This window comes from Chryseobacterium sp. CH25, assembly GCF_004119455.1.
Classification (GTDB): domain Bacteria; phylum Bacteroidota; class Bacteroidia; order Flavobacteriales; family Weeksellaceae; genus Chryseobacterium.
In genome coordinates, this window is the sequence record NZ_NRQT01000001.1 from 1,112,587 (window position 1) to 1,129,265 (window position 16,679).

Annotated in this window: 16 protein-coding genes and 1 tRNA gene; 6 read left to right on the forward strand and 11 right to left on the reverse strand. The window is 35.9% G+C overall.

All coding sequences use genetic code 11. The features are described from left to right. Positions 1-4: 4 nt before the first annotated feature. The 5 genes from BOQ64_RS04900 to BOQ64_RS04920 form a co-directional block, all read right to left on the reverse strand. Positions 5-673: an alpha/beta hydrolase gene (locus BOQ64_RS04900; RefSeq protein WP_129058180.1), complete on the reverse strand. Its 669-nt coding sequence runs from the start codon at positions 671-673 to the stop codon at positions 5-7. Positions 674-854: 181 nt separating this feature from the next. Next, the gene (locus tag BOQ64_RS04905) at positions 855-1,481 is read right to left on the reverse strand and encodes a YceI family protein (RefSeq protein ID WP_129058179.1); all 627 of its coding nucleotides are present in this window, start codon (positions 1,479-1,481) and stop codon (positions 855-857) included. A 78-nt stretch (positions 1,482-1,559) separates the two neighbouring features. Continuing rightward, complete coding sequence (locus BOQ64_RS04910; RefSeq protein WP_129058178.1) at positions 1,560-2,126, reverse strand: YceI family protein; 567 nt, start codon at positions 2,124-2,126, stop codon at positions 1,560-1,562. A gap of 143 nt (positions 2,127-2,269) precedes the next feature. After that, on the reverse strand, positions 2,270-3,319 hold the full coding sequence (locus tag BOQ64_RS04915) for a glucokinase (protein ID WP_129058177.1): 1,050 nt from the start codon (positions 3,317-3,319) through the stop codon (positions 2,270-2,272). Between the two features lie 116 nt (positions 3,320-3,435). Continuing rightward, positions 3,436-3,999 (reverse strand): hypothetical protein, encoded by a 564-nt coding sequence (locus BOQ64_RS04920; RefSeq protein ID WP_129058176.1) that lies wholly within the window; start codon positions 3,997-3,999, stop codon positions 3,436-3,438. A gap of 661 nt (positions 4,000-4,660) precedes the next feature. Here BOQ64_RS04920 and BOQ64_RS04925 point away from each other — a divergent pair. Both BOQ64_RS04925 and BOQ64_RS04930 read left to right on the forward strand, forming a co-directional pair. Then, positions 4,661-6,040: a DUF1800 family protein gene (locus BOQ64_RS04925; protein ID WP_129058175.1), complete on the forward strand. Its 1,380-nt coding sequence runs from the start codon at positions 4,661-4,663 to the stop codon at positions 6,038-6,040. Positions 6,041-6,078: 38 nt separating this feature from the next. Continuing rightward, positions 6,079-7,263: a DUF1501 domain-containing protein gene (locus BOQ64_RS04930; protein ID WP_129058174.1), complete on the forward strand. Its 1,185-nt coding sequence runs from the start codon at positions 6,079-6,081 to the stop codon at positions 7,261-7,263. 299 nt (positions 7,264-7,562) lie between these two features. Here BOQ64_RS04930 and BOQ64_RS23005 read toward each other — a convergent pair whose 3' ends face one another. The 3 genes from BOQ64_RS23005 to BOQ64_RS04940 all read right to left on the reverse strand — a co-directional run bounded on the left by BOQ64_RS23005 (position 7,563) and on the right by BOQ64_RS04940 (position 9,205). Continuing rightward, positions 7,563-7,700 (reverse strand): hypothetical protein, encoded by a 138-nt coding sequence (locus tag BOQ64_RS23005; protein ID WP_002980888.1) that lies wholly within the window; start codon positions 7,698-7,700, stop codon positions 7,563-7,565. Positions 7,701-7,809: 109 nt separating this feature from the next. Then, complete coding sequence (locus tag BOQ64_RS04935; protein WP_129058173.1) at positions 7,810-8,847, reverse strand: helix-turn-helix transcriptional regulator; 1,038 nt, start codon at positions 8,845-8,847, stop codon at positions 7,810-7,812. A 22-nt stretch (positions 8,848-8,869) separates the two neighbouring features. Beyond that, positions 8,870-9,205: a HopJ type III effector protein gene (locus tag BOQ64_RS04940; RefSeq protein ID WP_164975752.1), complete on the reverse strand. Its 336-nt coding sequence runs from the start codon at positions 9,203-9,205 to the stop codon at positions 8,870-8,872. Positions 9,206-9,951: 746 nt separating this feature from the next. Between BOQ64_RS04940 and BOQ64_RS24790 the strand changes: the two genes are divergently transcribed. From BOQ64_RS24790 to BOQ64_RS04950, 3 genes are all read left to right on the forward strand, one after another. Beyond that, a complete protein-coding gene (locus BOQ64_RS24790) occupies positions 9,952-10,752 on the forward strand; it encodes an RtcB family protein (protein WP_410494473.1) in 801 nt (266 codons plus the stop codon). Between the two features lie 123 nt (positions 10,753-10,875). After that, positions 10,876-10,987, forward strand: a tRNA-OTHER gene (locus tag BOQ64_RS23010). A 198-nt stretch (positions 10,988-11,185) separates the two neighbouring features. Next, a complete protein-coding gene (locus BOQ64_RS04950) occupies positions 11,186-12,940 on the forward strand; it encodes a hypothetical protein (RefSeq protein ID WP_129058171.1) in 1,755 nt (584 codons plus the stop codon). A 322-nt stretch (positions 12,941-13,262) separates the two neighbouring features. Here BOQ64_RS04950 and cobC read toward each other — a convergent pair whose 3' ends face one another. The 3 genes from cobC to cobT are packed head-to-tail and all read right to left on the reverse strand — an operon-like array spanning position 13,263 to position 15,784. Further along, positions 13,263-13,817, reverse strand: coding sequence for an alpha-ribazole phosphatase family protein (gene cobC, locus BOQ64_RS04955; protein WP_129058170.1), 555 nt, complete (start codon positions 13,815-13,817; stop codon positions 13,263-13,265). Next, the gene (locus BOQ64_RS04960; protein ID WP_129058169.1) at positions 13,802-14,584 is read right to left on the reverse strand and encodes an adenosylcobinamide-GDP ribazoletransferase; all 783 of its coding nucleotides are present in this window, start codon (positions 14,582-14,584) and stop codon (positions 13,802-13,804) included. Before BOQ64_RS04960 ends, cobC begins: the two co-directional genes overlap by 16 nt. Next, the gene (cobT, locus tag BOQ64_RS04965; RefSeq protein WP_228448155.1) at positions 14,585-15,784 is read right to left on the reverse strand and encodes a nicotinate-nucleotide--dimethylbenzimidazole phosphoribosyltransferase; all 1,200 of its coding nucleotides are present in this window, start codon (positions 15,782-15,784) and stop codon (positions 14,585-14,587) included. A gap of 127 nt (positions 15,785-15,911) precedes the next feature. Between cobT and BOQ64_RS04970 the strand changes: the two genes are divergently transcribed. Further along, positions 15,912-16,664, forward strand: coding sequence for a DNA polymerase beta superfamily protein (locus tag BOQ64_RS04970; protein ID WP_129058168.1), 753 nt, complete (start codon positions 15,912-15,914; stop codon positions 16,662-16,664). The last annotated feature ends 15 nt before the right edge of the window (positions 16,665-16,679 follow it).

Sequence of the window (16,679 nt, forward strand, 5' to 3'; positions counted from 1 at the left end):
AAAACTATTCATTTAATAACATTATTGCTTTTTCGCTAAATATTTCATTTAAAATTTTAGAAACTTGTTTGGCTTTAGTGGCCGGAAAAAGATGGGTTCCTCCTTTAATTACATAATCCGGTTTTGAATTCCTGATCGGGAAAACAATATCCTTATCTCCCAGAATCTGAATAACCTCAGGATTTTCTTCAAATTTCCACTCTGCAACCTTTTCTACAGACCATTTCAGATAATAAGGATCTCTCACTCTGAAATACTGAAGAATTCTCGGGTTCTTCGGATCGAACAGCTTTCTAAGTACCCCATATACATTAGCAGCTCTTGCATTAAAGAGCCCTACAGGTAATATTCTAGGGATTTTAGTGACTTCCCCGGTCTTTATAAATTTGGATTTTTCTTTATCAGATTTGATACTTCCCAGAATCACTACTTTTTCCGCTGGTTTCAAACGATTGATTTCCTGTACCATGATTCCGCCAAAAGAATATCCTAGTAAACAAAATGGCTCTGAAGGATCTACTTTCTCTGCCATTCTTTCTACATAAGCATGAAATGGTTCATTTTTTTCCGGGATGAGCCAATCTATAAAAATAAGTTCACAATTCTTGGGAAACTGTAATCTTTCAAGTACCTTGGAGTCTGCTCCAAGACCGCTTACAACATAAATTTTCATCTTACTAATTTATAAAAAATGCAGAAAGACTAAGGTTTTGATTAAAAAAAATTTAACAAGAAAGTTTCAGTTATTTTAAAGCCCTTTTTTCAGTACCGTATTTCTTACAGATTCAATCTTATCACATAAAAAAAGAGCAACTCTCGGGAGCTGCTCTTTATTATCAACATTACATTTAATTTTATTTCTTCTTTACAGGAACTCTGTTATCATTATCCAGTTTTTCAGTAGATACTTTAAACTGAATATCCATCTCGTTCTTGATGAAGTAATCTTTAAGCGAAGACTGATAGAATACTTTAAAGTCTCTTCTGTTCAGAGAGAACTTCGCAGATTCAATTACTGTAGTAAACTGAGTTACGTATACATTCGCTGGGAAAGTAATGGTTTTTCTCACCCCTTTAAGGGTAAGGTCTCCGTATACAGTAGAATTATACTCACTGTTTGCTAAAGGAATAATCTTAGTCAAGTGGAATTTGGCAACCGGAAATTTTTTCACTTCAAAGAAGTTGGTACTTTTCAGGTCATTGGTAAGTTTAATCTGATCCTCATCAGAAACATCACCCGCCATCATACTTCTCATATCTATTATAAATTCACCATCTACCAGTACAGTGTGGTCAAAGTTGAATTTTCCACTTTTTAATTTTATCGTTCCTGAATGGGAGGAAGCCTCAGTTTTCACAACCTTATATCCCCACCACCTGATCTCTGATGAAGTCACTTTCGAAACTTTATCAAATTTTCTTTGGGCAGAAACAAATGATATGCTTGCGCACACCATAGCAAACAATAGTAATCTTTTCATTCTTTTTTATTTACAATTCAACAAAAATAAAAAAAAGTGTAGAACTTCTACACTTTTAATAATCTTTTTTTGATTAAATTATTGAGCAGTTACCTTTACTAGCATATCGATATCATCTTTCACAAAAACATCCTGCATTGTAGACTTGTAAGCAACATCAAATTTCTGTCTGTCGAAAGAGAATTTGTTAGATACTAAACTTACTACACCTTTGCTGTAAGAAATTTTAGCAGGGAAAGTAACCGCGCTTGTTTTTCCTTTCAAAGTAAGGTTTCCTGTTACTAAAGAGTTATAAACTTTATCATTGTTTTTCTTTACTCCTGTAATTTTAAAAGTTGCAGTAGGGAATTTTTCAACCTCAAAGAAATCTCCATTCTTAAGGTGTCCGTTTAATTTTTGCTGATATTCTCCTGTAAGGTCAGTTGCATTGATTGAAGTCATATCCAATACGAAGCTTCCTCCTACAAGCTGGTTTCCTTTCATTACCATATCACCTGATTTTACTTTCACAGTTCCGTCGTGAGAGCTTGCTTCAGATTTTGCTACTTTGTATCCCCACCAGTGAACATCAGATGCTACTACTTTTTTGGACTGTCCGAAAGCTAAACCACCAGCTAATACTGCTAATAAAAATATTTTTTTCATTGTTTAGAATTATTTTAATTAAGTTTAGTACAAAGGTAGCCATCTTATTTGATAGATTTCATTGATGTATATCAAGATTCTCAATTATTTTTATGAATAATATCATCCCATAAAAAAACTCCGAATTTCTTCGGAGTTTTCTTTTATGCTTGATAGTAGGCTGTATACAATGCCATACCTTTTAATGCAGTGTGATTTTGCTTGACCAGATAGATCGGGATGTTTTTAAGCATTCCCTCCATTTTATCACTGATCTTGAATTTTTCGTAGAACTTAGCCTTATCAATGTATTCTCTTACCATTTGTGGGATATCTCCTGCAATCAGCAGACCTCCTGTAGCTTTTAACTTCAATGTTAAGTTATTCGCTTCTCTTGCCAGGAACTCAAGGAAAGTATCCAGAGCAATTTTACAAATCAGTACATTATCTTCTACAGCTGCTTTGTAAAGTTCTTCAACGAAGTTACCGTTAGCCAGGCGTTCTCCCAACCACTCTGGTTCCGGATGTCTTTTTACATCTCTAAGGAAACGGTAGATATTGAATAGTCCGGACTTGGATAATACATTTTCCCAGCTTACAATACCATAGATATTATTAAGGAATTGGTAAAACTCAACCTCAACATTGGTTCTTGGTGAAAACTCAGAATGTCCTCCTTCTGTTGCAAAAGGTCTTAAATTTTTCCCGTCAAAGAAATATCCGGCTTCTCCAAGCCCATTTCCTGGGGCAAGGATGGCTACATTTCCTTTTTCAAGGTGACCGCTGGTATAGATGGCTTCAAGATCATCATCTTCAAGAAGAGCCATTCCGTAAGCAGAAGCTTCAAGGTCGTTCAGCATTTCTACCTTTTCAAAACCGAAGTCTCTTTTATATTCTTCTACATCTAAGTTCCAGCCTAATCTTGCAGGATTGCTTTTTCCGTCAATTACAGGACCTGGCACTGCCATTCCCAGACGTTTTACATTCTCCAGCTGATTATCCTGAATAAACTTTTTTAAGATGTCATTAAAAGAAGCATATTGTTTGGTAGAATATGTGTTTTGCAGTTTAATCTCAAGACCTCCGTTACCGGAAACAAAATAGCCTAAGATTGTTATATCTTCACGAAGACTTGCTCCAATGATAGAAACATTATCATTATTACTGTTCTCTACTCCTGGTAAATAAAGTGGAAATTTTGGATTCAGAATCATAACCTCAAATTTTACCAAATATAATAATAGTTTTCGTAAATCCTGCACAGAACAAAAAAACCTTTCCACTTTCGTGAAAAGGTTTTGGTTAATAATTGTTTATATATTAAATCTAACTACTTTCCTAATGGAATATTATAACCGAATCCTACTCCGATATTCCCCACATTATAGTCCTGACCGACTAAATCTCCTTTAGTTCCTACAAAAACCTTCTGGTATTGTACGAAGAAGTTCCAGTCTCTGTTGTGGTATCCGATCTCCGGTTTGATGTAGAAACCTCCGCTTGCTCTTTCAACATTCGTGTTAGAAGCAACAGTTTTGTCACCTACTAAGAAACCATATCCTAAGTCTGTTCCGAAATAGAAACCTGTTTGTTTAGGATAAATTCTTACTAAAGCAGCTACAGGAACTACGCCTACATCATTATTTTTATAACCGTTATTTTCTTTTCCAAAATAGTGAGTATATCCTGATGCGATACCTAATCCAAATCCAGGTGTAATTAGGTTCTGGTAAGCTACATCCACTCCTACTGCAGCAGAAAGATTATCTGCCGGAACTGCTAAACCAACATTTGCGCCTACTTTGATCATGTTATTCATTTGTGAACTTTGTGCGCTTGCTATACCTGCTGTTAAAACTCCAGCCAGCAATATTGCTTGTTTAAACATTTTCATAACTCTAATTTTTAAATTTTACTAAACAAGAGGATGTAAAAATCGTGCCAAGCAGGGATTTTTCTTCTTATTTAACATAAAACAAAAACATAAAACAATGACTATCAATAATTTACTTATTGTTAAAATTTAAATGTTTGTTTAACAGTTTTTATAAAAAAGAGAGCTCAAAATGTGAAATAAGTATAAAAAGTTAAAAATTTGAAGACTAGAAAACGTAACAGATTGATATAAAACAGGTTCTATTATTGAAAAACACAAGGGAGCAAAGAAATTCAAATATGATACTGCTTTTAAGGCGCAAGAAAATCAAAGATTTTCAGTAAGGATACTGCTTTATTTCTTGCCACGAATTCACGAATAATTTTTTACTTATAAACTGCATATAAATAAATTATTTGTGCATTCGTGGTGATTAAAAATATAGATTTTGTATACACCTATCACCATCTGCAAAATCAGCGAGAGATCAACAGTATTCAATTTTATCGGAGATAAAATCCTTGCGCCTTACAACATCATGCATGTAAAAGAACTTGCGTCTTTGCGTTTCCAACAATCCTACCCCTTCTCATTACTCATGATAATATTAACAAACCTTAACCCGTTATTATTTTAACCTTTTTCCTTCAGTAACATCAAAAAAATAAATGTTCTCACCATGGCTGATTCATTATTAAAAAACAAACATCTTCTCTGGCGTGCTGGTTTTGGGGTTGGAATTAATCAAATTGATGATTTGAAAAATAAAAACCCAAAAACGCTGATTAATGAATTATTTAAAGAAGATCCCTTTACAGGAATCACTTATGATACACCAGATATAGATCCAGCAGCAGATTATATGAACACTACAGCGCCTGCTGAAAAGAAAAAAGAAATGCAGCGGATTTATAGGGCTCAGAATGAAGAACTGAATCTCAATTTTCTGGATAAAATAGTGAACAGCAAGGAACAGATGAGAGAGAAAATGGCTTTTTTCTGGCATGGACATTTTGCTTCTAGGGTTCTTAATCCAAAATTTAACCGACAACTATTAAATACCATTAGAAAAAATGCATTGGGAAACTTCAAAGACCTATTGTTTGAAGTAAGCCAATCTCCAGCCATGCTCAATTTTCTGAATAACCAGCAAAACAAGAAAGATCATCCGAATGAAAACTTCGCCCGTGAGGTGATGGAGTTGTTCACCATGGGAAGAGGAAATTATACAGAAAAGGACGTTAGAGAAGGGGCCAGAGCATTTACAGGATGGAGCTATGATAAAGAAGGAAATTTTAAGGAAAGAAAGAACCAGCATGATGAAGGAACTAAGACCTTCCTTGGAAAAACCGGTAATTTTGATGGAAATGATGCTTTAAACATCATTCTGGAGCAAAAAGCGACAGCCAAGTTTCTTACAGCTAAGATCTATAAGTTTTTTGTCAATGAAATTGTAGATCAGAATATAGTAAACACCTTAAGCACTAGTTTTTACAATTCAGGTTATGATATTAAAAAGCTTATGACTGATATTTTTTCCAGCTCATGGTTTTATGATCAGAAAAATATCGGAAACAGAATAAAATCCCCTATAGAGCTGATGGCCGGGATGATGCGGATGCTTCCGATGCAGATTCAGAATCCTGAAAACCTCATCGTGTACCAAAAGCTGCTTGGACAAATGCTTCTTTATCCACCGAATGTTGCAGGATGGCCAAATGGAAGAGCCTGGATTGATAGCTCTACTCTGATGCTAAGGCTTCAGGTACCGCAGATCTGGTCTGGCCTACGTCCATTGGAATACAGTCCGCGACAGGATGATGATATTGATATGGGAATGAAATCTAAGGAAACAGCATTGAATAAAAGCTTTAAAAACCCTAACATTTCTATAGACTGGAACCGGGTAGATCAGATTTTTGCCCATAAAAACTATCAAGATTATCTGATCCAAAACCCAAAAAGTCTGGACATGAATACAGTGAATAATTTCTCTGATAAAAGCACGAAAATGACCATTATTAATCTGATGTCTACCCCGGAATATCAATTAATGTAAAACTTAAACTGCCTGTAATCACACCTAAACTCAACACTATGTTAATCAAAAGAAGAGAATTCCTCAAAATAAGTTCACTTGCCACAGCCTCATTCTTAATGCCTAATTTCCTGAAGGCAATGACGCTGGATGAGGCTTTGAATCCCAATCAGAATATTCTGGTAGTCCTTCAATTTACAGGTGGTAATGATGGTTTGAACACGATTATTCCAACTAAAAATGACATCTATTTCAGAGAGAGAAAAACTCTGGCAGTTGAGGATTCTTTATCTCTTACAGATGAAGCAGGAATCAATCCTGCCCTCTCCTATTTTAAAGAACTTTTTGATAATGGAGAGCTTTCTGTTATGAATAATGTAGGCTATCCCAATCCGGACAAATCACATTTCAGAAGTATGGATATCTGGCAATCGGCAAGCAGAAGTGATGAGTTTCTGGATACAGGCTGGCTGGGCCGTTTTCTGGATGAAGAATGCTACCGATGTGAGCATCCTACTCAAGCCTTGGAAGTAGACGATATGCTGAGTCTTGCCCTAAAAGGAGAAAACAATAAAGCCTTTGCCTTTAAAGATCCTAAAAGGCTATACCAAACCAGCCAGGAGAAGTATTTCAAATCTCTTTACGATCATCATCATGATGATGAAACTGTTTCCTATCTTTATCAGACCTTAGGTTCTACTATTAATAATGCAGGCTATATTTTTGATAAAAGTAAAGCAAAAAAAACGGAGCAAACCTATCCTAATTCTCAGTTGGGAAAGGATTTCAAAACAGTAGCTTCTTTAATTAAATCAGATATAAACACTCAGGTTTATTACCTTTCAATCGGTAGTTTTGATACGCACGTGAACCAAAATGACCGTCAGAAAAAATTGTTCAGTGATATTAATGAAGCAGTAAAGTCTTTTGTTGCGGATATGAAAAGTAACGGTTTGTTCAATAATATTCTTTTAATGACCTTCTCTGAATTTGGGCGCCGTGTAGCTCAGAATGCCAGCAACGGAACGGATCATGGAACTGCCAATCAGATGTTTTTCATCAGTGGAAATCTTAAAAAGAAAGGCTTACTGAACAGTCTTCCCGATTTGCAGAACTTAAATGAAGGGGATTTAATCTATACTGAAGACTTCAGAAAGGTTTATGCTACCATTTTGAAAAACTGGCTGAAAGCGGATTCTTCTAAGGTTTTGGGGTGGAAAAACGGGGTTTATGACTTTATATAAATGATTCAAGGTTCATTTAGGCACAAAAGTTTTAACACTTAAGTTATTTTTAAGTTACTACTAACTGTTTTAAAAAGTACACTTAAGTTTTTGAAAAATCTACGATTTTCTTGAATACTATAACGAATATTTCAGTTGAAAACGTGAAAATTCCCCTCTTTCGGAGGGGTGGCAAAAATTCAAAGAATTTTTGACGGGGTGGTTTCCTCATCCCTGTAACTCACTATATCACCATAAAAAAGAGACCATCCATAATGACAGTCTCTTTTAATAATTTTAAATTTTAACTACTTCTACGTTTAAGCAGTAATCTGCTTTGGTTCTTTCTCTTTCTGATCTTCTTTTTTATCAAGTTTCTCAGATATTTTTTTAACGATATACTCAATCGCTATAGGTGCTATAATGGCAATAAGTGCTTTAAATATTCTTGATTTCATAGTGTGATTTTGTACCTAGTGACTGCAATTACCAAGCCAATATAAAAATCAGAGATCAATTTCCTATTAATAATTTACATACAAATAGTAGATTAAATCCATATATAGTTCATAAATTCCACTCAAAACTAGTTTTTTCAGGAATTATCAGTTCCTGATAATTTTTACTTCCAGCTTTGAATTTCTCTTCCATCCTCAGTCTTAATTTCTGAGGTTTATGTACCACCAAAGAATCCCCAAAGCCCAGTAATAACCTTTCCAGTTCAAAATTAATCTGTACACAGATTTTAAAAAGAGTTCCTTCTTTGGTTTCGCTGACAATTTCCTGGCTTTTATGCAATGGTTTTGTTTTTACATATGGAGCATTGGCAGCGTCTACAAAGAAAACAACATTTCGGGGAACCAATGCTTCTGCAACGGTAACGCCTACAATATCCTTAAAATACTCATCACCCTCCAGATTTTTATCAATATAGGAAGTATTTTCATCTGCTTCAATATTTTCCATCCTGTCCAATGCCAGATTATACATTTTTTGCTTGTAAAGACAGATCAGGAACCAACGGTTGTTATATTCCTTCAGCAGCTGCGGATGCACTGTATACACACTGGATTCTCTTGCAGTAAAGCTTTTATATAAAATCTTCAACACTTTTTTATTGAGAACACTTTCGTACAGAATATCAATATGCTCCAATCCTTTCAGCTGCTCATTTTTATCCAGATGAATAATTGATTTCTGACTGGTAGAATGAATGGAATCCTCTAGTTTCTGGATGACTCCGTTCATTTCTTTAAACATCGAAAAGTCTTTGAACTGCTTTAAGATCTGCACAGCATTATTCATTGCCTTCAGATCACTTTCATTCACAGAAATATTATGAATACTGTATTCCGGGTCACTGTACCGATAATACTTTCTTTCAAATACCTCAATGGGAGCCTCATAGCCGAACTTTTCACTCCGCATATTCTGAAGATCCAGCTGAATGGTTCTTTTGCTCACATAAGATTCTTTACCTTCAAATTCAAACAAAGCTTCAGAACACTCATCAATAAGGTCTTCCAGCGTATATTTCCGGTATTTGTTTTTAAGACACTTGTCTAATGTTTTATAACGGATAAGTGCGTTTTTATTGGATGACATGATTTTTTTTTTGGTCTGAAAACTATTTCTCTTTCAATGGATTTCCTTCAAAGATCAATCCGTTCCACCCAAATTCCATGAAGTTTCTGATATTCTGGTGATCTGTCCCATTAGGGTTTTTCAGAACGTCTTCTCTGTAAAACTCTCCAAAAAGTTGAAGCGTCTCTTCTTCAGTAAGACCGTGGTAGGATGCAAAACCGAATATTTTACATGATCCATTGTTCTGCCCTTCTTCATTTCTTGTATTCCCGTTTTTGAATGCTGTAGGAGTGAAATCGTAGTTTGCATCTATATAAGCAATCACATCATTGAATTGAACCGTTTCAGGAAAATGCTTTAATTGTTCTAATAAAATCATAGTTGTAAGTTTAATTTCTCTTTATATAAGGTCAAAACACTAATTTTCAAATGGGTGAACTGACCTTTTTTATATTTTTTTGTAAAAATAATCAAAAATTTTTTATCTACGCAAAACTACTGCGCAATAACGTTATTACTTTGCATCATCAAAATGACATAACAATGGAATTTAACGGAAATCACTTAATCGAATTGGGATATAGACCAGCTAAATGGTTTAAAGATGCCATTACTCATATTAATGAAAATCATCTGGATGAAATTCAGATCAAAGAATATCTGGAACAGTTCAAACAACCTGAACTTATTCCACTTTATGAAACCGCTCCTGAGTTTATCATTAACATCAGAGCTGAACATGAAAATGAAACGGATAATGTAGAAAAAGTAATCAGAACCATGAATAAGCTGATGAAAACGCCTACTCTAACTGCCGGAGCTTTAATGCCCGATGCCTGCCCTACAGGTCCTGAAGGTTTGATTCCGGTTGGAGGTGTGGTCGTTGCAAAAAATGCCATTCACCCAGGATTCCATAGCGCAGATATCTGTTGTTCTGTAATGCTGACCGATTTCGGAAAGGTTAATCCTAAAGATATTCTGGATGCTGGTCATTCTGTGACGCATTTTGGATATGGAGGAAGACCAAGAGGAGAACAGATGCCAATGTCTCAGGAACTGATGGATGCTTTCAGAGAAAATGAATTCTTAAATGATGAGAAACTGATTAGCATTGCCCGTTCTCATATGGGAACACAAGGAGACGGAAATCATTTTCTTTTCGTTGGAGTTTCTAAAAATACAGGAAATACCATGTTGGTGACTCACCACGGATCAAGAGCTCCGGGTGCTGCACTATATGATAAAGGAATGAAAGTAGCCAACCGTTTCAGACAGGATATCTCGCCTGAAACATTAAGAGAAAATGCATGGATCCCATATGATACAGAAGAAGGAAAAGCGTATTGGGAAGCGCTTCAGCTTATCAGAACATGGACAAAAGAAAATCATACTTCTATTCATGATGCGGTTTTAAATAAACTGGAGATTGAAAAAGAAAACAGATATTGGAATGAACATAATTTTGTTTTCAAAGATGGTGACCTGTTTTATCATGCTAAAGGAGCTACTCCGCTAGATGATAAGTTTATGCCTGATATTACTGGCCCGAGACTGATTCCATTAAATATGGCGGAACCGGTACTGATTGTTCAGGGAAAAACGAATGAGAGAAACCTTGGTTTTGCTCCACATGGAGCGGGAAGAAATTTCAGCAGAAGTCAGCATAAAAAATCTATGGCTCATAAAACCACTGAAGAGATCTTCAATGAAGAAACTGCAGGACTGGATATCAGATTTTATTCCAATGAAATTGATATTTCTGAACTACCAAGTGCTTATAAAAGTGCAGCCAATGTAAGAGCACAGATTGAGGAATACGGTCTTTGTGAAGTTCTTGATGAAGTGATGCCTTACGGATGTATTATGGCTGGAGATGTTCAGAAAAATGCACCTTGGAAGAAAAAGAAAAAATATAGAAAAGCATAATTTTTAATAGTAAGCCTTACAGGTTTTGACAATCGGTAATGTTTACAAAACAACCAAAACTAATAACCCAACCTTACAGGTGTAAAAGCCTGTAAGGTTCATGAAAACTTTTTTCATACGGCAGGGGCAGTAGCTCAGATGGTAGAGCAACAAAGATTACTTTTCGCTTCAGGCAAATAAAGTTCCTATGAATCACCAGGTTTGTGGGTCACAGGTTCGAGTCCTGTCTGCTCCTCAATACAATATAAGGCAAAGAAAGTTCCTATATTTTCCTATTTACTTTCCGCCTTTTTACAAATCATAAGGCAAAGGGAGTTCCTATATTTTTTGGATAAATTACTCCCCGCTTTATAAAATTATAGGTAAAAGGAGTTCCTATAGCACTTCCCTTTTAATGAATCTACTCCTCACTTATTTTTTAAAATTAAAAACAATGAAAACACTAGAATTATTCAATGCTGTACTGGCTAAGGAATCAAATGCAGAGCCATTTATTTCTAATGACGGTTTTATTATTGAACCTCATGCAGTTTGGGCTAAAAATGAGATCATCTCCTATTATTCAAAAGAAAAACTGAATGGAAATGATTTGAATAAAACGTTCCATAAATCCTGGGAAAAAATAAAAAACACATCCAGAATTGACTTGTTTTTTGAACAGATCCAACATTATATTTCAACCTATGGAAGTAATTTTCAGAGTGAGGTCTATATTCCTCAAGAAGTATTGAATGTTCCTGATACAAAGCTGATCTTTAAAGTCATAAAAGCTTATACCATAGAAGAAATGCAGGAAAAATGCCTTTCTCTTCTGCAGTCCGGAATCGCTTTGAAAGAAGAAACGATTGATGATTTGCTGTATATTCTGCATACGGAACTGGAATATGATTTTACAGGAAAAGAAAATATCAGAAATAAAGAAGCTATTATAAAAATAGCGGATCGATATGATGCTTATCCTGAAAATTCTGTTGAATTTTTCCGTTATGTGATCTATAAGACCACCCAAACGACGCTATTAATCAAAAATGATGAACTGATTGGTTTAATTAAGCAAAGTAAGTTCAACCCAACGTATCTGTTTGAAAGCTTTGGTATGGAAAAACTGGCTGAAATTTTCAACAGATTTAAACCGCTATTCCTTGCTTATAAAAACAGAGCTCCGAAAGCGATTAATAAAATCTCGAAGCTGTCTAAAGTCAATCATAAGCCATTAGTATCCAATCCACTGAATAATGCTACCAATACATTGCTGGAAAACAGCGATTGGCATTGGCTGGAAAATGCGACACCGTTTGCATTATTTAAAGCATTATCAGCGTGTTATTCAAGAATGTATGGTCAGGATACTTTTGTGTACAGAGTCAGAAACGGTAAATCGTGGGTTAAAAAAGGTAAAGAAACTTATGTGAACCAATTCAACTATGAGTTTATTTTAGATTTTCTGAAACTGAAGTATGAACATATTTCCGGAAAGAAATTCTATTTCCCTGAGAATATAGAGTTTGCCCTTCCAACTTCTGAAAAAATGTTTGTTGGAAATATTCCTACCGGAACTCGTTTTTATGGCGATAGATTGGCCGTTGGTATCTATTGGGAAGACAAATGGGGCGCTCGTGACCTTGACCTTTCAGGATTGAATATCGCAGGAAAAATAGGTTGGAATGCCGCTTACAATTATGCTGACGGACAATTGATGTATTCCGGAGATATGACTTCTGCTCCTAATGGTGCCGTTGAATATCTTTATGCCAATAAAGGCTTGAGTACTCCAACACTTGTGATGAACAACGTTTTCAGCGGAGATGCCAACTGTGGATATAAAATCGTCATCGGTAAAGGAGATAATATCTCTTATGACTATATGATGAATCCTAACCAACTCTTTGCAGAAGCCAGATGTAATTCTGTGCAGAAGCAAATGATTCTGGGAGTGCTGCTGCCAAAAAACGAAAAACAATGTTTCGTACTACTGAATTTCGGAGCGGGTCATTCTCATGTTTCAGGAAATACGGAAGTATCTATGATGGCTACGAGTGCGTTGTATCAGCAATGGTATGAAGCCATGTCTTTCAATGAGCTTATCAAAGAGCTTGGAGCAGAGATTACTACAGAAAAAGCAGAAACTGATTTTGATTTCTCTCTGGAAACGCTGGAAAAAGATAGCTTTACCAGAGTATTTAAATAAATATTTTCAAAAGCCATGTGATTTTGTCATGTGGCTTTTTTAATACTCAGTTAATATCATCTTGACCTTTTAAATATAAAAAATAATGAGATAGATTCCTACGAAATGACAAAGTGTATGGATAGATAAAGCGTAACATCTGTGTGATTGGTATGATCTGTGGAAATATTTTTATTCCCACGGATTTCTCAGATTTTTTTAAGCATAAACATCTGTGCAATTTGTGTGATCTGTGGGAACATTTTATTCCCATAGATTTTACGGATTTTTACTCTCGCAGATTTTGCAGATAACGCAGATTTATTTAAAAATTAAATGTTTATTATACATTGACTTTTTTGATGGAAAAATAGTCCTCTTTAGCTTCGATAATTACTTTCTTTCCATAATCAATCTGAATACTGAACATATTTTCTAAAGGAAACTGCAGCACGGATTGTAAAATTAAACGGATTACTCCGGCATGAGCAATAATCAGAACTTTTTCAATGTCTTTTTTAACAACCAGTTCATTCCAGAAACTGAGGACGCGAGATTGCATTTCAAGGAGGTTTTCTCCGCCTGATGCTTTTACATGGATAAAATCTTTGTACCACGGATTAATTTCTTCTTCCGGGATTTCTCTCCATTTCTTTAGCTCCCAGTTTCCAAAATTCATCTCCCGAAGTCTTTCATCGGTTGAATAATTTAACTTAAAATGTTCTGCCAAAAGACAACAACGTTGTGCCGGACTTGAAATCACTAAATCAAAATTTTCATCCAGATGTAAGCTATTAAAATCTTCCTGATACTCTTTCCGTAAGGGCATTTCAGCAAATCCATAGCACAGATTGTCCGGGTTATCTACTGCGGTATGACGAATCAGATGAATTTCCATACAATCATGGTTCCTAAATAAAACAATACTTCTGTGACCTGCTGTACAGCTCCCAGACAATCTCCGGTGTAGCCTCCAATATGTTTTTTAAAATACCAACCCATGCAGATCTTGCCTAAATAAGCTAATCCCAAAGCCAGAATCAATCGCCAGTCAGGAATTAAAGCAAAAGAAAGTAAGATACTGATCAACCCAACCAGTAAAGCCATTCCATCCAATGGTTTATTCGCCAAAGGTTTTGATTTGCTTACATCAATATCCGTCACATATTGATGCGTGTAAATCATCGTTCCGGAAATAAAGCGACTTGATGTGTGTGCCAGAATAATAATTCCCAGCGTTTTCATCAGATCAACCGTTACCAAAGCCTGAATACTGAAGAATTTTAATGCAAACAGTAAAATGATTCCAATTGTTCCATAAGCTCCTACCCTGCTGTCTTTCATAATGGTAAGAATCTTCTCTTTTCCATAACCGCCACCGAAACTGTCGCACATATCTGTAAAACCATCTTCATGGAATGCTCCGGTAAGAAGCACACTGCTGATCATCATCAGGACAATTCCTATTTCCAAGTTAAAAAGTTGAGTAGAAAGGTATAAAATCCCTGCATTAATCAACCCTACCAAAAGACCGATCCAGGCAAAGTATTTCTGGGATTTGTTCATGATCTCACTGGAATACGGAATGGTAAACGGAACTGGAATTCTGGTGAAGAACATCAGTGCCGTTGCAAAGTAGATCAATTCATTCTTTATGGCTTTCATTTATTCTTTGTTTGAAACATGAGCATCTTCAAAACTGGACATTTCATTCAGGAAGTTTACGGCACTTTGAATAAGCGGATAAGCCAATGCACAGCCTGTTCCTTCTCCCAGCCTTAAATTAAGATTCAGTAAAGCTTTCTGTCCTAATAAATCAAGAAGCTGAAGATGAGCATTCTCATCACTTACATGACAGAATATACAGTTATTCAAAATATCAGGATTCTTTTTCCATGCAGTGGCTATGGCAACGGTAGCAATAAATCCGTCTACCATAATCAGCATATTCTGACGGAAAGATTCTTCCATTGCACCGATCATCTGGGCAATTTCCAGCCCTCCAAAAGTCTGTGCAATTTCATCAGGAGTTTTGATGTCCGGATATTTCTCTATTGCAGCTGATAAAATATTGATCTTATTCAGCAACTGGTCATCATTCAGACCTGTACCACGTCCGATACAGCTTACGACAGGAAGATCGAATAATTTACTCATCATCAGAGAAGAAGCAGAGGTATTTCCGATTCCCATTTCGCCAAAACCAATGATGTTACAACCCGTTTCAGTAATTTCTGCCACTACTGAGTTTCCATTCTGCAAAGCCTGTTGATATTCTTCAGCAGTCATCGCCGGCTCTTCCAACATATTACGACTGGATTTTCTGACTTTATGATTGATTAAATCCAACCCTTCAGGAAAATCAAAATTGACTCCGGCATCTACAATTTTAATATTGATTCCGTGCTGTCTGCAAAATACATTGATAGCTGCTCCACCACCTAAGAAATTCATCACCATCTGATAAGTTACTTCCTGAGGATAGGCACTTACTCCAGCGGTTGCAATCCCGTGATCGGCAGCAAAGACCACCATATGAGGACTTGAAAGCTGTGGAAAAGTGGTATTTTGAACCATTCCTATTTTGTGGGCAAGATGCTCTAGGTGTCCTAACGCTCCTAAAGGTTTTGTTTTGAAATCAATTTTATGCTGTAGTTCGGTTGTCAACATGGTTGTAAAAATAGTTATGTTAAATAGAGAAAGTGCAATATTAGTGAAATAAGGAGTATTGTGGGTAATGTTTGTGCAATGGGTGGAGAGAAAAAAGAAAAGAGATAATAGACGAAGAGATGAGAGACAAGATGGACTGAAAAGGAATATCCGACCCAATATAAAAGTACACAGCTTTGCATCACAAGCTCTCATATCTTAAAATATTCTTCATCTCCTACCCCGAAACTCCCAACCTCGAATCACGAATCGCGAACCCCGCAAATCTACGTAATAACATTGCGCATTACTCTCTTTAATTTGCATTATAAAATTGAAAACAATGACACCAAAAATAATAGAAAAGATAAAAGAAGTAGAAGCTGCACGAGGTGTAGAGGTACTTCTTGCCGTTGAATCCGGAAGTAGAGCCTGGGGTTTTGCCTCACCGGACAGCGATTATGACATACGTTTTATATACCGTCACGAAAAAGACTGGTATCTTTCGCCTTGGGATAAGGATGAAACGATAGAATTTATGACCGAAGATGATCTGGACGGTTCCGGATGGGATCTCCGAAAGACCTTTCATCTTCTACTGAAATCGAATGCTGCATTATTGAGCTGGTTTTACTCTCCTATCGTCTATATGGAAAACACCAAGTTTGTAGAGCTTTTCAGACCGTTAGCTGATGCTTGCTTTTCACCCGTAGCTGTTTCCTATCATTATTTAAGCATGAGCAAAAAATATCTGGAGGCCTGCAGAACTGATGAAGTAAAACTAAAAAGCTATTTTTATTGTTTGAGAACTGCCTTAACCGGAAAATGGATCATAGAAAAAGGAACAGTTCCGCCAGTATTATTTAGTGAGCTACTTGTTTTAGTGGACCATGAAACCAGAACAAAAATAGAAGACCTTATAGACTTAAAAGCAACAAAGGGAGAAGCTTATTATCACCCGAATGATTGGAAATTGTTTGATTTTCTGGAGAAAACCATAGCTTATAATGAGGAAAAATCGAAGGGGTTGAGAGGTGGAAATGTAGATAAAAAGGATATGGAGAGAGTTTTTAAGGAGATATTGCAAAAATGCTAAGGATTACGGGAACCC